Consider the following 15,732-nt stretch of genomic DNA (forward strand, 5'->3'; position numbering starts at 1 on the left):
AAGCGTGGCGTAAGCGTCAGAACCCGCTCTTGACGGTCGAGTTGGTCTAGTCCATTTTACTTGGCAGGTGCAGGGAGCCCCTGGGCCGGCGCCGGTGGTCCATACCACCGGCGCCGGTTCGGCTTCCCGGCGCCCGATGTTTGTGCAGGCCATCGCTCGATTCCCCTGTCATGCCCATGGCTGTGCGGCCCCACCTCGCACGGTTCGAGCCCGGGTGCGGCAGGACCCCCACGACCAGGAGTCACGCAGCCATGCTTCGTTCCGTTTCCACCCAGTCGCCCGCGCGGCGGCGGCCCAAGGGCTGGGCCGCGCTCGCGGCCGGCACCGCGGCCTCCCTGCTGCTCGGCGGCACCCTCGCGCTGACCGGCGGCACCGCCCAGGCGGCCCCCACCAACTCGACCGGCGCGCCCGCCACCAGCGGCGGCATCAAGGTCGCGTACTTCGACCAGTGGTCGATCTACGCCAACGGCTACTACCTGAAGACCATGCAGGACACCGGTGCCGCCGGGAAGCTCGACTACCTGATCTACGACTTCGCGAACATCAACCCGACCACGCTGTCCTGTTTCGAGGCCAACAAGGCCGCGTCGCAGAACGAGGACGACCCGAACGCGGGCGACGGCGCGGGCGACTCCTTCGCGGACTACCAGAAGAGCTTCGGCGCCGACATCTCGGTCGACGGCGTGGGCGACACCTGGAACCAGCCGATCGTCGGCAACTTCAACCAGCTGAAGAAGCTGAAGGCGAAGAACCCGAACCTCAAGGTCCTGCTCTCCATCGGCGGCTGGACCTACTCGAAGTACTTCTCCGACGCCGCGGCCACCGACGCTTCCCGCAAGAAGCTGGTGTCCTCCTGCATCGACATGTTCATCAAGGGCAACCTGCCCTCCGAGGGCGGCTACGGCGGCGCGGGCACCGGTGCCGGCATCTTCGACGGCTTCGACCTGGACTGGGAGTACCCGGGCGGCGGCGGCCACACCGGCAACCACGCCGCGCCGGCCGACAAGCAGAACTTCACCTCGCTGCTCGCCGAGTTCCGCAGCCAGCTGGACGCCCAGGGCAAGACCGACAACAAGACCTACGGCCTGGCGGCCGCGGTCGGCGCCGGTCAGGACAAGATCAAGAACGTCGAGACCGACAAGATCGGCCAGTACCTGACGTTCATCGACATCATGACCTACGACATGCACGGCGGTTGGGAGGCGCAGGGCCCGACCAACCACCAGGCCCCGATCTACACCAACCCCAACGACCCGATGAACCCGGTCCCGGGCGGCAACGGGAAGTACTCGCTGGACAGCGCCATCAAGGCGTACACCGTGGGTGACCCGCAGTACGGCATCCCCGGCGGCTTCCCGGCGAAGAAGATCAACGTCGGCATCCCGTTCTACTACCGCGGCTGGACCGGCGTGACCGCCGGCGCCAACCACGGCCTGTTCCAGAAGGCGACCGGCCCGGCGACCGGCGGCACCTACTCCGGCAACGTCAACGGCATCCGGATGTTCAAGGAGCTCAACGGCTTCGTGGACAACCCGAACTACACCTACTGGGACGACGCCGCCAAGACCGCGTACTTCTACGACGGCACCACCTTCTGGTCCGGCGAGAACGCCCAGTCCATCCAGGCCAAGGTCGACTACGCGCACTGCAACGGCCTCGGCGGCTCCTTCGCCTTCTCGATGTACGACCTGGGCACCCAGACCGGCCTGTTCGACAAGATGGTGACCGCGACCAACGGCTCCGCCGCCGCCTGCCCGGCCGCCCCGACCCAGTCGGCCTCGCCGTCGCCGTCGACCTCGGTCTCGCAGTCGGCCAGCCCGTCCCCGTCGACCTCGGTCTCCGCCTCGCCGTCGACCTCCGTCTCGGCCTCCCCGTCGCAGTCCGCCACCTCCGGCGCCTGCACCCTGCCGAGCTGGAACTCCGCCACCGTCTACGCCGCCCCGACCAAGGTGTCGTGGAAGGGCCACAACTACACCAACAAGTGGTGGACCCAGGGCGAGGACCCGACGCTGAGCGGCCAGTGGGGCGTCTGGACCGACAACGGCGCCTGCTGATCCACGGCATCCCGCCGGTCCCCGACCGGCCGCGTGACCGTCCCTGACGACGAGGGGCGCGAGGAGAGGTCATCTCCCTCGCGCCCCTCGTCCTTTTCCCGGGGGACCGTCAGCAGTCCAGGTCCTCGGTGCGGCCGAGGGCGTCCGGCTGGGACTCCTCGATCCGGCGCAGCATCCGGGTCAGCGTCGCGGACAGTTCGGGGCGGGCCGCCGCCGGGACGTCCTGGAGCACGTCGGCCTCGAAGACGGCGGCCATCCGCATCAGCTCCAGCCACTTGTCGCGGCCCTCCGGGGTCAGCTCGACGATCACCCGGACCCGGTTGGCCTCGTCGCGCTCCCGGGTGACCAGGCCCTCGGCGACCATCCGGTCGATCCGGTGGGTCATCGCGGCCGGGGTCAGTCCGAGCCGCTTGGCCAGCTCTCCCGGGCCCAGCCGGTAGGGGCGGCCGGAGATCACCAGCGCCTTGAGCACCTCCCACTCGGCGGAGGTGATGCCGAGGGTGGACAGCTGCCGGCCGTAGGCCACGTTCATCCGGCGGGCGAGCCGGGACAGCGTCGACACGATGGTCTCCACCTGCGGGTCCACGGTCGGGAATTCCCGCTGGTAGACGGCCACCTGTTCGGCGATGCCGAGTTCGGTGGCGGTCTCCGGCTCCGCTCTGCGTGCGCTCATGCACCCATTGTTCCACGCGAGGGGTGCAGGACTTAAGCCTTTGACCCGTTAAGGTTTCGATGGTAAGACTTTAGGTCTGAAATCTTACGGGTTGAAGTCGGGCGCGGGTCCGGCTCCCCGGCGAACGAAGAAGAGGGGTGTGCGGTGAAGGAGTGGGGCGGCCGACTGCGTCGCGTCCAGATCGGGAACGCGCTCAGCGCCTTCGGCAGCGGGTTCACCCTGCCGTACATGTTCGTGTACGTGGACCAGGTGCGCGGCCTCGGCACCGCGGCGGCCGGCGCGGTGTTCACCGTGTTCGCGCTGGCCGCGCTCGCCGTGCTGCCGTTCACCGGCCGCGGCATCGACCGGTACGGTCCCCGCCCGGTGCTGCTGGCCGGCACCGCGATGGCCGCCGCCGGCGCCTTCGCGTTCGGCCAGGCCGCGAGCACGCCCGCGCTGCTGGTGTCCTCCTTCCTGTTCGGCGCGGGCGTCACCACCTGCCAGCCCGCGCTCGCCACGATGATCGTCCGCTGCACCGGCCGGGCCGAGCGGTCCCGCGCCTTCGCGCTCCAGTTCACCCTGGTCAACCTGGGCATGGGCATCGGCGCGCTGGTCGGCGGCCAGATCGTCGACACCGCCGACCCGGCCAGCCTGACCCGGCTGTTCACCATCGAGGCGCTGACCTTCCTCGGCCTCGCCGCCGTCACCGGCACCGCCCGGATGCCCGCCGAGGCCGTCGAACCGGCCGCCCCGGGCGCCCCGGCGGCCCGGCCCGGCGGCGGGCTGCGCGCGCTGGTCGCGGACAAGGCGATGCTCCGGCTCTGCCTGCTGGCCGGACTGATCTTCTTCACCTGCTACGGCCAGTTCGAGTCCGGCGTGGCCGCGTTCGCCACCGACACGGTCGGCACCGCGCCGTCCACGCTGGGCCTGGCGATCGGCGCCAACGCGCTGACCATCGTGCTGCTGCAGATGTTCGTGGTCCGGATGACCGAGCGCCGCCGCCGCACCACCGCGATGGCCGCCGCCGGCCTGGTCTGGCTGGGCGCCTGGGCGATGGCCCTGGTGGCCGGCGTGGTCCGCTCCGACGCGGTGGCCGCCACGGTCGCCATCGTCGCGGTGTACGCCCTGTTCGGCGTCGGCGAGTCGCTGCTCGCGCCCACCATGGGCCCGATCGTCGCGGACCTCGCCCCGGCCCGGCTGCTCGGCACCTACAACGCCGGGTACGCCCTGGTGAAGCAGATCGCGGTCGCGGTCGGCCCCGCCGTCGGCGTCCTGCTGGTCGGCTCCGGCACCTGGCCGCTCTACCTGGCCTCGATGGCGCTCTGCACCCTGCTGATCGTCGCGCTCGCCGTCCGGCTGCGCGGCCACCTGACGCCCGCCCAGGACAACGTCCGGGTGCTGGCCGTCCCGCAGCGCGAGATCCGCGAACTGCAGACCGCGGCCTGACGGCCCGGAGACCACGAGGGTCCGGCGGGGCGCGACGGCGCTCCGCCGGACCCTCGTGTCAGCGGGCGATCGGCATCAGCAGCGAGAAGGTGTCGGCCCGGGACGGGAAGCGGATCGCCAGCGGGGCGATCGGGCCGCCCAGCTCCAGCACTAGCTGCTCGGCGCCGCCCGCGGCCTCCAGCAGGAAGTCCCGGTTCACGTGCACCAGCAGGCCCTCCGGGGCTTCCGCGCCCGGCAGGGCGTCGGCGGCGGTGGCGGTCAGCGCCGCCGTCGGGACGTCCGGGTCGGCGGCGGTGTCCAGCGGCAGCGCCCGGAGCTGGTCGGCCGTCAGCACCACCCGGTGGGTCGGCTCCAGCCGCAGCAGCCGCCGGTAGTCCGGGAAGTCGTGCCCGGCGGGCTCCCCGGAGAGTGCGCGGCCCCCCGCCCGGACGGTGAACTGCCCGCCGTCGAAGACCAGTTCGGCCTGTTCGGCGTCGCCGAGCAGGGCCCGCGCGGCGTCCGCGAGCGCGGTCGGCAGCAGCGCCGAGACCGCCGGGCCGGACAGCTCGGCCGGGCAGTCGGCGACCGCCAGCCGGTAGCGGTCGGTGGCGACCAGGTGCAGCACGCCGTCCTCCGCGTCCAGGAAGATCCCGGCGACGGCGGGCAGGTCGGCGCCGGCCGGGGCGGCGAAGCGCACCGCGTCCAGCGCGGCGGCCAGGGCGGGGGCGGAGAGGGTCAGCACGGACTGCGGCATGGGGAACTCCCGGGAATCGAGCAGGGAACGGACCGCGGAGAGCTCCCGGCGCGCGTCGGACAGGCCGTCCTCCAGCCGGCGCAGGTGCGCGTCCAGCTCGGCCCGGGCCTGCCCCGGGGTGCCGGTCAGCACCCGGGTGATCCCGGCCAGCGGCATCCCGACCCGGCGCAGCCGGGCCAGCAGCCGGGCGTCCGGCAACTGCTCCGCCGCGTACCGGCGGTAGCCCGTCCGCGGGTCCACCTCGGCGGGGACGAACACGCCCGCGCCGTCGTAGAACCGCAGCGCGCTCACGCCGAGCCCGCTGGCCCTGGCCATCTCGCCGATGCTGCGCATGGTGCTCTCCACCCGGCACACCCTGTGCCCTCGACCTGGTCGAGGGTCAACCGTACGCGAGCGCGATACCCCCCTCGGGGCGCGCCGTCCGGCCCGGGCCGCAGGCTAGGATGCGGACATTGCGGACAAGTCGTCAACTGGCGGGCGGACGGGGCGGACATGGCGCTGGCGGTGCTGGAACGGCGGGGCCTGCGGGCGGGGCGGGCCGCACCGGCGGCGGCCGACCGCTTCGGCTGGTGGGGCCCGCTCGCGGTCGCGGCGTTCGCCGGACTGCTGCGGCTGTGGGACCTGCCCCACCCCAACGCCTTCGTCTTCGACGAGACGTACTACCCCAAGGACGCCTGGTCGCTCTGGCAGCAGGGCTACGAGGCGGTCTGGCCCGACAACGCCAACCAGCTGATCCTCGGCGTCCCGCAGGTCGTCCCGCTCGGGCAGGCCCCCGCGTTCGTCGCCCACCCGCCGCTCGGCAAGTGGGCGATCGGCGTCGGCGAGCACTTCTGGGGCCTGCACCCCTTCGGCTGGCGGATCGTGGTCGCCCTGCTCGGCACGCTCGGCGTGCTGCTGGTCGCCCGGATCGGGCGGCGGCTGTTCCGCAACACCCTGCTCGGCTGCGTGGCCGGACTGCTCACCGCCGTCGACGGCCTGCAGTTCGTGATGAGCCGGGTCGGCCTGCTCGACGGCGTCTCCGCGTTCTTCGTGCTCGCCGCGTTCGGCTGCCTGCTGGTCGACCGCGACCGGACCCGCGACCTGCTGCGGGCCGCCCGCGCCGAGGGCGGCCGGGCCGCCGACGAGATCCGGCTCGGCCTCCGCCCCTGGCGGATCGGCGCGGGCCTGCTGCTCGGCGCGGCCTGCGCCGTCAAGTGGAACGGCCTGCAGATCCTCGCCGTGTTCACCGTCCTCGTCCTGCTCTGGGACCGGGCCGGCCGCCGCGCCGCCGGCGCCCACCGGGCCCTGCGCTCCACCCTGCGCCGCGACCTGTGGCCGGCCGCGCTCGCCATGCCCGGCGCCGCGCTGCTGGTCTACCTCGGCTCCTGGAGCGGCTGGCTCGCCACCGGCGGCGGCTACGACCGGCACTGGGCCGACGGCCGGGCCGGACTCTCCCCGGCCCGCACCCCGATCGTCGACATCCCGCTCCCGCAGCTCCCGATGACCTGGGTGCCCGCCCCGCTGCGCAGCCTGTGGCACTACCACGCGCAGATGTACGACTTCAACACCGGCCTGTCCTCCCCGCACACCTACCAGTCCAACCCGTGGAGCTGGCTCGTCCAGGGCCGCCCCGTCTCGATGTACTGGGAGCAGGTCCCGAACGGGCAGCGCGGCTGCGCCTCGGCGGACGGCTGCGCCAGCCAGATCCTGGCCCTCGGCACCCCGTTCCTGTGGTGGGCGGCCTGCTTCGCGCTCGCCTACGCGCTCTACCGCTGGTTCTTCCGGCGGGACTGGCGCTCCGGCGCGATCCTGGCCGGCGTCGCCGGGATCTACCTGCCCTGGTTCCAGTACCAGCACCGGACGATCTTCTCCTTCTACATGGTGCTGCTGGTACCGTTCCTCGCCCTGGCCGTCACCCAGATGCTCGGCGCGATGCTCGGCCCGGCCGGCTGCCCGCCCCGCCGCCGGGCCTGGGGCGCGGCCGGGGCCGGCCTGATCGTGCTCGCGATCGTCGGCTGCTTCGCCTTCTTCCACCCGCTGTACACCGCGGAGGTGATCCCGATGTCCGACTGGCGCGCCCGGATGTGGTTCACCAGCTGGATCTGACGCCCCGTGAGCGCCTCGTCCCAGCTCTTTCCGGTGACGCCCGCGCTCGGCGCCGCCTGCCTGCTGCTGCTCGCCGCCGCCGCGCTCGTCGCCGGGCGCGGCGGCCTCGGCCACGGCCGGGCGGTGCTGCGCGCCGGGCTCCGGGCGGCCGTCCAACTCGCCGCCGTCGCCCTGGTGATCGCCTGGGTGGTGCGCTCGCTCTGGGCGTCCGCGCTGTTCGTGCTGCTGATGTTCGGCGTCGCCGTGCGGACCGCCGGACGCCGGATCGGCGAGGGCGGCCGCCGGGACGCCCGGGACCGCCCGGGCGGGGCCGGACGGTGGGAGTGGCTGTGGGCGGCGGTGCCGATCGCGGCCGGGGTGCTGCCCGTGCTGCTCCTGCTGCTCGCCGCCGGGCTGCTCCCCGCCCGCGGCCTGACGGTCGTCCCGGTCGCGGGCATCCTGATCGGCGGGGCGCTCACCGCCACCTCGCTCGCCGGGCGGCGGGCGCTGGACGAACTGCGGCTGCGGCACGGCGAGGTGGAGGCCGCGCTGGCACTCGGCTTCGAGGAGCGCGACGCCCGGCTGGAGATCTGCCGGACCGCCGCCGCGACCTCGCTGGTCCCCGCCCTCGACCAGACCCGCACCGTCGGACTGGTCACCCTGCCCGGCGCGTTCGTCGGCATGCTGCTGGGCGGCGCGACGCCCGTCCAGGCGGGCGCGGTGCAGCTGTTCGTGCTGGTCGCGCTGCTCGCCGTGGAGGCGGTGGCGGTGACGGCGGTGCTCGAACTGGTCGGCCGGGGCCTGGTCGGGCCGGGCCGACGGGGCGTCAGCAGTAGTTCGGGCTCACCGGGGTCTGCAGCAGCGCGAGCTGGGTGACGGCGTCGTAGACCCCGTCCTTGTACTGCACGGCGGGCCTGGCGTCGTCGAACAGGTCGTGCTGGAGGTCCGACAGGCGCTGCCTGGTCCAGTCGCCGAAGCCGGTCTGTCCGGACCGGGTGGTGTCCAGGGTGAGCGGGCCGATCCGGTTGCACCAGTACGTCATGATCTTCTGCTGCATCGCCGTCACCTCCGGCCCGGTGTCGCCGAACTTCAGCACCCGGCCCGCGGTCGGGGCCGGCGACGGCGGCACGGAGGACGGGGGCGGGGTGCTCGGGGCGGCCGGGGGGCTCGGGGCCAGGGCCGGTTTGCCGGCGCTCTGGGTCGGGCGGGCCGTGCTGCGGCTCGGCGAGGGGGAGGGCGTCGACTGTGACGGGGCGGCGGAGGTGGCGCTCGGGTCCGGGGCGATCTCGGCCGGCGCGGACACCGCCGGGCCGGTCGGTGCGGGCAGCGCGTTGTCGACCGTGGTCGGCGAGGAGGCCAGCAGCATCGCCAGGCTCGCGCCGAGCGCCGTCACCCCGACCGCGCCGCCCGCGATCACCAGCCGCTTGCGGTCGGCGCTCTGCCTGCGCCGCTCCCGGCGGTCCGCGCGGCTGACCGGCTCCTCCGGGCCCTCCTCGCGGAAGGTGAACATGCCGAGGTCCGCCGGGGGCGGGCCCGGCTCGGCCGGGGCGGCGGGGACCGGCGGCAGCAACCGGGTGGCCGGCTCGGCGGGGTCGGGCCGGAACAGCTGGGGCGCCGGCTCGGCCGGCGCCATCGGCCGGAGCACCTCCACGGCGGGCGCCGCGGACTGCGGCGGGACCACCACCCGGCCCAGCGCGAACGCCTCCGGGTCGGACCCGGCGGGCCCCTGCGGCGGGACGGGCGGCAGCAGCCGGGTCTCGGCGGCGTCCGGCTGCGGCGGGCCGAACGGGCTGGCGGCCTGCGGGACGTGCGGGGGCCGACCGGGCGGCGGCGGGGCGGCGACCGGCCCGGGCGGCACGATCGGCTGCACCGGCGGCGCGGCGACCGGCGGCCCGGACGGCGGGCCGACCCGGGTGGCGAACGGGTCGCCGGCCGGGTCGCCGGGCTCGACGACGGAGGCGCCGGCCACGTACGGGCGGACCAGTTCCGGGCCGTCCAGCAGCGGCAGGACGGCGGTGTCCTCGACCGGGGAGGCGGCGTCGCACGCGCAGCGGCCGGCCGTCCGTGCCGTGCCGCAGCGGGGGCAGCGCTCTGCCGGCATGGGCCGGTCCTCCTCGGGTCGGAATCGAACGGGGTGATTATGCAGGAGCATTCCCCGGGGCGACAGGGAAGGCCGGTCCCGGACCCGCTTCCTGTCCGCTTTGATGGCTAATCGGACGGTGTGAACGTCCGTCCGGCGCTCCCCGGGGCCCCGCGCGACCCGTCCGGCCCCCGCCGCCCCACCCGTTCGGGCCGTTCAGGCCGTCCGATCCTCCGCCGCGGCCAGCTCGCGGAACCGCTGCGGACTGATCCCGCGGACCCGCTTGAACGCGGCGCTGAGCGCGAAACCGCTGCCGTAGCCGACCCGGCGGGCCACCGCGTCCAGGGTGGCGTCCGGCGCGGCCAGCAGGTCGGCGGCCTGGGCGAGCCGCCAGTCCGTCAGGTACGCCATCGGGGGCTCGCCGACCAGGCCGGTGAACCGGCGGGCCAGCGCGGCCCGGGACACCCCGCACTCCGCGGCCAGGCCGTGCACCGTCCAGGCCCGGGCCGGGTCGGTGTGCAGCAGGGTCAGCGCCCGGCCCACCAGCGGGTCCGCGTGCGCCCGGTACCAGGCCGGGGCCCGCCCGTCCGCGCCGGCGAACCAGCGGCGCAGCGCCGAGATCAGCAGCAGGTCCAGCAGCCGGTCCAGCACCGCCTCCTGCCCGGGCTCGTCCCGGTCGATCTCCGCCTCCAGCAGCGCCACCAGCGGCGAGCTCCACTCCGCGGCGTCCAGCCGCAGCACCGGCGGCAGCGCCCGCAGCAGCCGCCCGCCGACCTCGCCGTGCAACTGGTAGGTGCCGCTGAGCAGCACCGTCGCCGCGTCCCGGGCCGGACCCCAGGTCCGCCCGCCCTGGTCGAACTCCTCGCACAGGCGCTCCCCGTCGGGCGTGGCCGACACCTGCCCGGGCAGGACCACCACCTGCGGCGGGGTGTCCGGCCGGTCCGCGACCGTGTACGGCTCCGGGCCGCGGACGATCACCAGGTCGCCGGGGCGCAGCGGCACCGGCGCGGCCCCGTCCGGCACGATCCAGCCGTCGCCGCGCACCGTGGTCAGCAGCGTCAGCGGGGCCCGGTCCTCGATCCGCAGCGACCACGGCGGATCGAACACCGACCGCAGCAGGAACGCCCCGCGGGCCCGGGGCCCGGCCAGCAGTGCGGTGAGCGCGTCCATGGCGGCCAGCGTAGCCGCGGCGCGGACGCTGGTGGACGCCCGCGCATGCGGACGAGCGCCTCGGCCATGGAACCCGGGGCCGCCGCCGGGTTGACTGGGCGTCATGACCACACGAACGGGGGCGCACGGCATGGCAGTTCTGCGTACGGTGACACTGATCGGCGCCGTCCTCACCACCGGGCTGAGCGCCGGACTCTTCTACTCCTACGCCTGCTCGGTGATGCCGGGCCTGGCCCAGGTCGACGACCGCGCGTTCGTCGCCACCATGCAGCGGATCAACGTGGCCATCCTGAACGGGTGGTTCCTGCTGAGCTTCCTCGGCGCGCTGGTCCTGATCGTCCTGGCGGCCTTGCTCCAGTGGCGCGGCGGCGGCGACCGCACCGCGCTGCTCTGGATCGGCGCCGCCGCCGTCCTGTACGTCGGCATGATCGTCGTCACCGCCGCCGTCAACGTCCCCCTCAACGACCGGCTCGCCGCCGCCGGCGCCCCCGCGGACCTCGCCGACCCGGCCGCCGTCCGGGCCGCCTTCGAACAGGTCTGGGTCCGCTGGAACCTGGTCCGCGCGCTGGCCGCCACCGCCGCGTTCGCCTGCCTCACCTGGGCCCTCGCCCTCACCGGCCGCAGCTCCTGACACCCCGTCAGCGGGCCTGCCCGGGGCGCGGGCGTGAGGTGGGGGAGGATGGGCGGCATGAGCGTAGTGAAGATCAAGAAAGTTGTTAAGACACTCACATGAAGTTAGCTCTGGGATTCGCCCTCCTGGGGCCTGTGAGGCTGTCAGGAAGTGGGGAAGTCTCCCGATGCGACCTTGGTGACGAATGTCCGCCAGGCGTCCACAGAGAAGACCAGAGCCGGTCCCTCGGGGTCCTTGCTGTCCCGGACCGGTACGACCCCGGCGGCGACGAAGTTGTATGCGACCTCGACGCACTGTCCGCCGTCGCTGCCGCTGTAACTGCTCTTGAGCCACTGGGCGGTGGACAGGTCGATTTTCCGGTCCATGTTCAACAGTCCTTCCATGATGCGGAGGATCAGGCGGGCCGACTCTGGCGCTGACAGCACTTCGGCGCGGAGCCGATCATAGGCGCGTGAGCGCTCCCCGACCTGCCTCGGGTTGTTGGAGAAGGCTCCCCGGCTGAGCGATTCCGTGTACTGCCACTCCGGACCCTCGAACAGCTTGAGCAGAGTGAACGACGCGCCGAACGGGGCACGCTCGCCGACGTCGTAGGGCGCGACCTGGATGACGATGTTGGGGCGCTGCGCCAGTTCGAGTAGATGGCGCAGTTGCTCCGCCATGACCACCGGACCGCCGACCGTGCGACGTAGCACTGCTTCATCCAGGACGACCACCAGGGACGGATCGGCGCCCGCTTTGAGGAACCGCTCCTGTCGGCCCAGTCGCGCTGCGACCCGTTCGCTGATCAGGTCGTCATCGCCTGCCGCGTCTCCATACGAGAGGACCGCACGGGCGTACGCCGGGGTTTGCAACAAGCCCGGAATCCAGGCAATCTCGTACTGTCTGAGATCAGTTGCCCGTGCTTCCATCTCGGCGAAGCGGCGGAACCAGTCGGGGTGTTCGACCTCTTGGTGCCAGGGCACCCGCTGCCAGACTCGCAGCAGCAGGCCACCTGTGTTCAGGAGCTTGTCGCAGGCTCGGGCGAAGTCCTCGTTCGGCACGCGCTCGCCGGCCTCGATCCGGCTGATCAGGGATCGGTCGCAAGGGATCAGCCGCGCCAACTCGCCCTGGGACAACCCGGCGTTCTCGCGCGCCTCCGCCAACTCTGCGGCGAAGAACGCAGGTGAACAGAACGCCTGCTCCTGCACGGATTCCCGACGACCCACTCCCGCTCCCTCCGGTGACGGACTTCATGTCACCACCTGATGCCTACTCAGCGTAGGTACACGAGACGACTCTTGTAGCGGAAACCCCGCAGCGAAGCACAGGAGCCAACCCATGTCGGCAGCCGCCCAAGTCCAGCCCCGGTACAGAGTCGTCCCCCTGCCCACGCCGCCCGGCGAGTTCGATCTGTGGGGTGTCATGGGCGGGACTGGTGGGACCGTGACCGGGCTGGATGGTGAACCCGTGGTGTTCTACAGCTTCACCGAGGCGGCGCGCTGGGCGGACGCTCATGGGTGAGCGGTGGGAGCCGACGGAGGGACAGGAAGCCTACGACAGGCGCTCCGGCGAACCAGTGCGGGTAATGGCGGTGCACGCCTGCGGGGTGTTCGTCCGGAACCTGAGAGACGGGCGAGAGCACCTGACCACGCTGGGCGAACTTGCCCCGCCGGAGCGCGGGGCGAGGGAACGGTGACGGAGGCGTCTCGTCGGGCTTGGGAGGCGGCGTCGCGGTTGGCGTCGCTGACGGGAGAGGAGGTGCGGGTGTCGCGGGTGGCGGAAGGGGTCAGGATCAAGCTCCCTGTGCGCTCCGACGACGGCGACGTGGACCACCTCCAAGTACTTGCCGTTCTGGGAGAGTCCGACCAGTACGGGCACCAGAGATTCGCCGATGGAAGCGGACACCTATGGGCCGTCTATTGGCCAGAGCATCTCTGACCGGGCATCCAAAAAACGGCGTCGCACCCAGGGCACGCACGGCGAGCCGGACCCGGGATCGCAGAGCGTCAGCGTGCCGAACTTCCGCAACGCCCTTGCCCTCCTCGCCCTGATACGGGGATAGCCGCCCACCCGCAGCAGGTGGACGGCTCTGTGTCGGCGCAGCGGCGCTACTCCCCGAGGTGGCGGTACAGGGTCGCGCGGCTCACGCCGAGTGCCTTGGCGATGGCCGTGACGCTCTCCCCCTTCGCCTGGCGGGCACGGGCAGTGGCGAGCTTGTCGGCGTCCAGCGCGTTCGGCCGACCACCGGTACGGCCCTGTGCCTTGGCGGCGTCCAGGCCGGCCCGGGTGCGATCCTTGATCAGGCTCCGTTCGAACTCTGCCATCGTGCCCACGACTTGGAGCATCAGGCGGCCGTCGGGGGTGTTCGGGTCGATGCTCGCCAGCGCCCCCGTCAGCACCTTGAAACCGATGCCCCGGGCCGACAGCGCGTCCACCATCGTCACCAGGTCGATCAGCGAACGGGCGAAGCGGTCCAGCTTCCACACGCACAGGGTGTCGCCGGGGCGCACGTAGTCCAGGACGGCGGCAAGCTCCGGACAGTCGGTGTTCTTCCCGCTGGCCCTGTCCGTGAAGATCCGGGAGCAGCCCGCTACGGTCAGCGCGTCGTGCTGGAGGTGCGCTTCTTGGTCATCGGTGGAGACTCGGGCGTAGCCGATCATGTGTCCGGTGTTCTTCGCCATGGCCCAACCGTCTCATAACTCGTCTCATAACCACAAGGGCCTTCAAGGGGTTTTGAGACGAGTTATGAACACCCTTGCCCCCTTCGGGGCCCGTTCGCCGACTGTCTCATAAACCATCGTTTCTGAGACCCTGAACTAGGGTGACCCTGCGTCACATACCCACCGAAACAGCTCAATGGGCCACGTAAGAGTTTTCCCTCCCTGCCGCGCTACCTCCCCGGGAGGGGGAGGCGCCCCCTGGGTGTCAGTGCAGGTCGGGGCCTCGAACAGGCTTGATGCGCTCGCTCGCCCAGCCTCCGGGCTGGTGAACGGCCGTCTCGCGGCTGTGACAGTGAGTGCACAGCGGGCGGAGCCGCGACCGCGCGTCCGGATCGGCGACACCGCGGGCGACCAGCGGGCGGCACGACTCTGGGAAGTGGTCGGCGACGGTCGCCGGCTTGGCGCACAGCAGGCACCACGGGTGGGCGTGCAGGTAGGCGCGCCTGATCTTCGGCCACCTCGGGCCGTACGCGCTTCCGCTCGGAGTTCCGCGCTGCTGCTCGGCCTCGGCCTGGTGCTTCGGGCAGCGACCACCACGGGGGGTCAGCTCGGGGCACCCGGGGATGCTGCACGGGGGGCGGGGTCGACGTGGCACAGGTGGTCACCCCCTGCTAAAGGATCATGAACACGATGAACACGTTGCCCCTCGTGACCCCCTAACACCCTTGCCGTGAGCGGCCCTAGGCTCCTGTGCACCCCAAGCAGAGGAGAGGTGGTCATGCAGTCAAACCCCGGTCGCCGTCCAGTACTTGAACTCAGGATCGGAGGCTTCCATCTGACGATTCAACGTGTCCCCGCATGGCTGCTCACTGCCACTACAACAGCCGGTGCCAGCGCCGCTACGGCGTGGCTAACTCGGCGGTGAACTCCCGCGTCGCCTTGCCCCGGTGGCACTCGCGGCATGGCGTCCACATGTTGTGGTCCGTGTCCTCGCCGCCGAGGGCGAGCGGTGGCCGGTGGTCCACGTCGACCAGCTCGGCGGGCGCCTCCTCGCCGCACAGGCCACACACCGCGGAGTCCGCCCGGTCGACCCGCCGGCGAAGTCGTTCGGCGCCGCTGTGGTGACGGATCACCAGGGCGAGCAGTCTGCGGCGCGCACGGACGCTCGGACGGGCTTCGTAGGCCCGGTGGTGGGCTTCGCAGCGGCCCCGGTGAGTCGGGGGCGAGAGGCAGTCAATACAGCACACGGTGCCCCCTGCCTGCCAAGTGCGGAATGAAGGTGGCGAGTTGCAACAGGCGGAACACAACGACTTTGAGGGTTCGAGTCATCCGGCCCAGATTGCGCTTCGCAACGGTGCCCGTCCCCGGGGTCGAACCGGGAACCTTGCGGTCTTGAGCCGCGCGCCTCTGCCGAGTTGGGCCAGGCGGGCTGGTGGTGTCCCCCACCAGCGTCGGCCGGTCCGGGTGGGGGCTGCACTTCCCGTTCTCCCGTGGCGCCCTGGCGGACGACTACGACGGGCGGTGCAGTCCCCGCGCTCTGCCTCACGACTCCGGCGCCCACCCGGCGAACGGGTGCGTGGTGCACGGGCAGAGCGGCGAGAGGGGGCGCGGGCACTAGGTCCGCCGTGGTGCTGTCGGTGGGGTGCGCGGTAGTCCCGCATCCCCTCTCACCAGTAAGAGAGGGAGACGAATTCCTGCAGGGTGGTGACGGGTGACGCAGAAGACGGGAAAATCAGGTTCTTCTCTATGTGCGTACGTATAGAGAAACCAGATTTCCGCCCCATCTGCGTCACCCGTCACCCCCCGCCGGGGTCGCTACTTGTCTGCGCCGACCGGCTCGGCGAGGCGCATACGGTTGCCCGGTGCGGGCTCCTGCTCGGCCGTCAAGCTGAGTTCGGCCCGGAGCCCTGCCCACGCTTCCACCGCAGGGTCAAGGTCTCCTGTCACGGTGAAACAGACCCGGCGACGGTCGAGCGACTTCCAACCGCCCCGGACGCCCTTGCACACCTCCAGCCGTGCCCCGGCGTCGAGCATGAGCAGTCGGCGGGTTGTGGCGTCCTTCTGTGCCCACGGATCGGCCATGGTCTCGCCCGTGTCGATTTTCTTGCGCCGCTCCGGGCGGGCAGGGGTGTTCTCCAGCGCCACCATGCGGTTGTCCAGCGCGTCATCCATGTACTTGCCCAAGAGTCCCCCTTGAAAATGTGCAGTCACTTCACCCCCGCTGTCGTGCAAGAGGGGAGCCAAAGTGGACCAACAAGGATCG

General features: G+C 72.2%; 13 protein-coding genes and 1 tRNA gene. 5 read left to right on the forward strand and 9 right to left on the reverse strand.

Annotated features, from left to right (window positions below; translation table 11 throughout):
• The first annotated feature begins 251 nt into the window (after positions 1-251).
• Positions 252-2,054, forward strand: a complete 1,803-nt coding sequence (locus tag ACIQBJ_RS20505) for a glycosyl hydrolase family 18 protein (protein ID WP_400712094.1) — start codon at positions 252-254, stop codon at positions 2,052-2,054.
• 109 nt (positions 2,055-2,163) lie between these two features.
• Here the strand turns inward: ACIQBJ_RS20505 and ACIQBJ_RS20510 are convergent, their stop codons facing one another.
• Positions 2,164-2,727 (reverse strand): MarR family winged helix-turn-helix transcriptional regulator, encoded by a 564-nt coding sequence (locus ACIQBJ_RS20510; protein ID WP_400712097.1) that lies wholly within the window; start codon positions 2,725-2,727, stop codon positions 2,164-2,166.
• Positions 2,728-2,871: 144 nt separating this feature from the next.
• Here ACIQBJ_RS20510 and ACIQBJ_RS20515 point away from each other — a divergent pair, with 144 nt between their 5' ends.
• Positions 2,872-4,152, forward strand: a complete 1,281-nt coding sequence (locus tag ACIQBJ_RS20515; protein WP_400712100.1) for an MFS transporter — start codon at positions 2,872-2,874, stop codon at positions 4,150-4,152.
• 58 nt (positions 4,153-4,210) lie between these two features.
• Here ACIQBJ_RS20515 and ACIQBJ_RS20520 read toward each other — a convergent pair whose 3' ends face one another.
• Positions 4,211-5,230, reverse strand: a complete 1,020-nt coding sequence (locus ACIQBJ_RS20520) for a MerR family transcriptional regulator (protein ID WP_400712103.1) — start codon at positions 5,228-5,230, stop codon at positions 4,211-4,213.
• 147 nt (positions 5,231-5,377) lie between these two features.
• Here ACIQBJ_RS20520 and ACIQBJ_RS20525 point away from each other — a divergent pair, with 147 nt between their 5' ends.
• Positions 5,378-6,970, forward strand: coding sequence for a dolichyl-phosphate-mannose--protein mannosyltransferase (locus tag ACIQBJ_RS20525; RefSeq protein ID WP_400712106.1), 1,593 nt, complete (start codon positions 5,378-5,380; stop codon positions 6,968-6,970).
• A 6-nt stretch (positions 6,971-6,976) separates the two neighbouring features.
• Positions 6,977-7,825, forward strand: a complete 849-nt coding sequence (locus ACIQBJ_RS20530; RefSeq protein WP_400712109.1) for an ABC transporter permease — start codon at positions 6,977-6,979, stop codon at positions 7,823-7,825.
• Here the strand turns inward: ACIQBJ_RS20530 and ACIQBJ_RS20535 are convergent.
• Entirely contained in the window at positions 7,776-9,050 is a 1,275-nt protein-coding gene (locus ACIQBJ_RS20535) for a hypothetical protein (RefSeq protein WP_400712112.1), read from the reverse strand. The two genes, ACIQBJ_RS20530 and ACIQBJ_RS20535, sit on opposite strands and share 50 nt — an antisense overlap.
• A 195-nt stretch (positions 9,051-9,245) precedes the next feature.
• Positions 9,246-10,199: an AraC family transcriptional regulator gene (locus tag ACIQBJ_RS20540; RefSeq protein ID WP_400712115.1), complete on the reverse strand. Its 954-nt coding sequence runs from the start codon at positions 10,197-10,199 to the stop codon at positions 9,246-9,248.
• A 130-nt stretch (positions 10,200-10,329) separates the two neighbouring features.
• Here ACIQBJ_RS20540 and ACIQBJ_RS20545 point away from each other — a divergent pair, with 130 nt between their 5' ends.
• Positions 10,330-10,830 (forward strand): DUF1772 domain-containing protein, encoded by a 501-nt coding sequence (locus ACIQBJ_RS20545; RefSeq protein WP_400712118.1) that lies wholly within the window; start codon positions 10,330-10,332, stop codon positions 10,828-10,830.
• 143 nt (positions 10,831-10,973) lie between these two features.
• Here ACIQBJ_RS20545 and ACIQBJ_RS20550 read toward each other — a convergent pair whose 3' ends face one another.
• The 5 genes from ACIQBJ_RS20550 to ACIQBJ_RS20570 form a co-directional block, all read right to left on the reverse strand.
• Positions 10,974-12,017 (reverse strand): Scr1 family TA system antitoxin-like transcriptional regulator, encoded by a 1,044-nt coding sequence (locus tag ACIQBJ_RS20550; RefSeq protein ID WP_400712121.1) that lies wholly within the window; start codon positions 12,015-12,017, stop codon positions 10,974-10,976.
• 900 nt (positions 12,018-12,917) lie between these two features.
• The gene (locus ACIQBJ_RS20555) at positions 12,918-13,490 is read right to left on the reverse strand and encodes a recombinase family protein (RefSeq protein ID WP_400712124.1); all 573 of its coding nucleotides are present in this window, start codon (positions 13,488-13,490) and stop codon (positions 12,918-12,920) included.
• 878 nt (positions 13,491-14,368) lie between these two features.
• A complete protein-coding gene (locus ACIQBJ_RS20560; protein ID WP_400712127.1) occupies positions 14,369-14,716 on the reverse strand; it encodes an HNH endonuclease in 348 nt (115 codons plus the stop codon).
• A 108-nt stretch (positions 14,717-14,824) separates the two neighbouring features.
• Positions 14,825-14,899 (reverse strand) — tRNA-Leu (locus ACIQBJ_RS20565).
• 385 nt (positions 14,900-15,284) lie between these two features.
• The gene (locus ACIQBJ_RS20570; protein ID WP_400712130.1) at positions 15,285-15,653 is read right to left on the reverse strand and encodes a hypothetical protein; all 369 of its coding nucleotides are present in this window, start codon (positions 15,651-15,653) and stop codon (positions 15,285-15,287) included.
• Positions 15,654-15,732: the final 79 nt, after the last annotated feature.

It is taken from the genome of Kitasatospora sp. NPDC088391 (genome assembly GCF_044753345.1).
In the GTDB taxonomy this organism is placed as follows: domain Bacteria; phylum Actinomycetota; class Actinomycetes; order Streptomycetales; family Streptomycetaceae; genus Kitasatospora.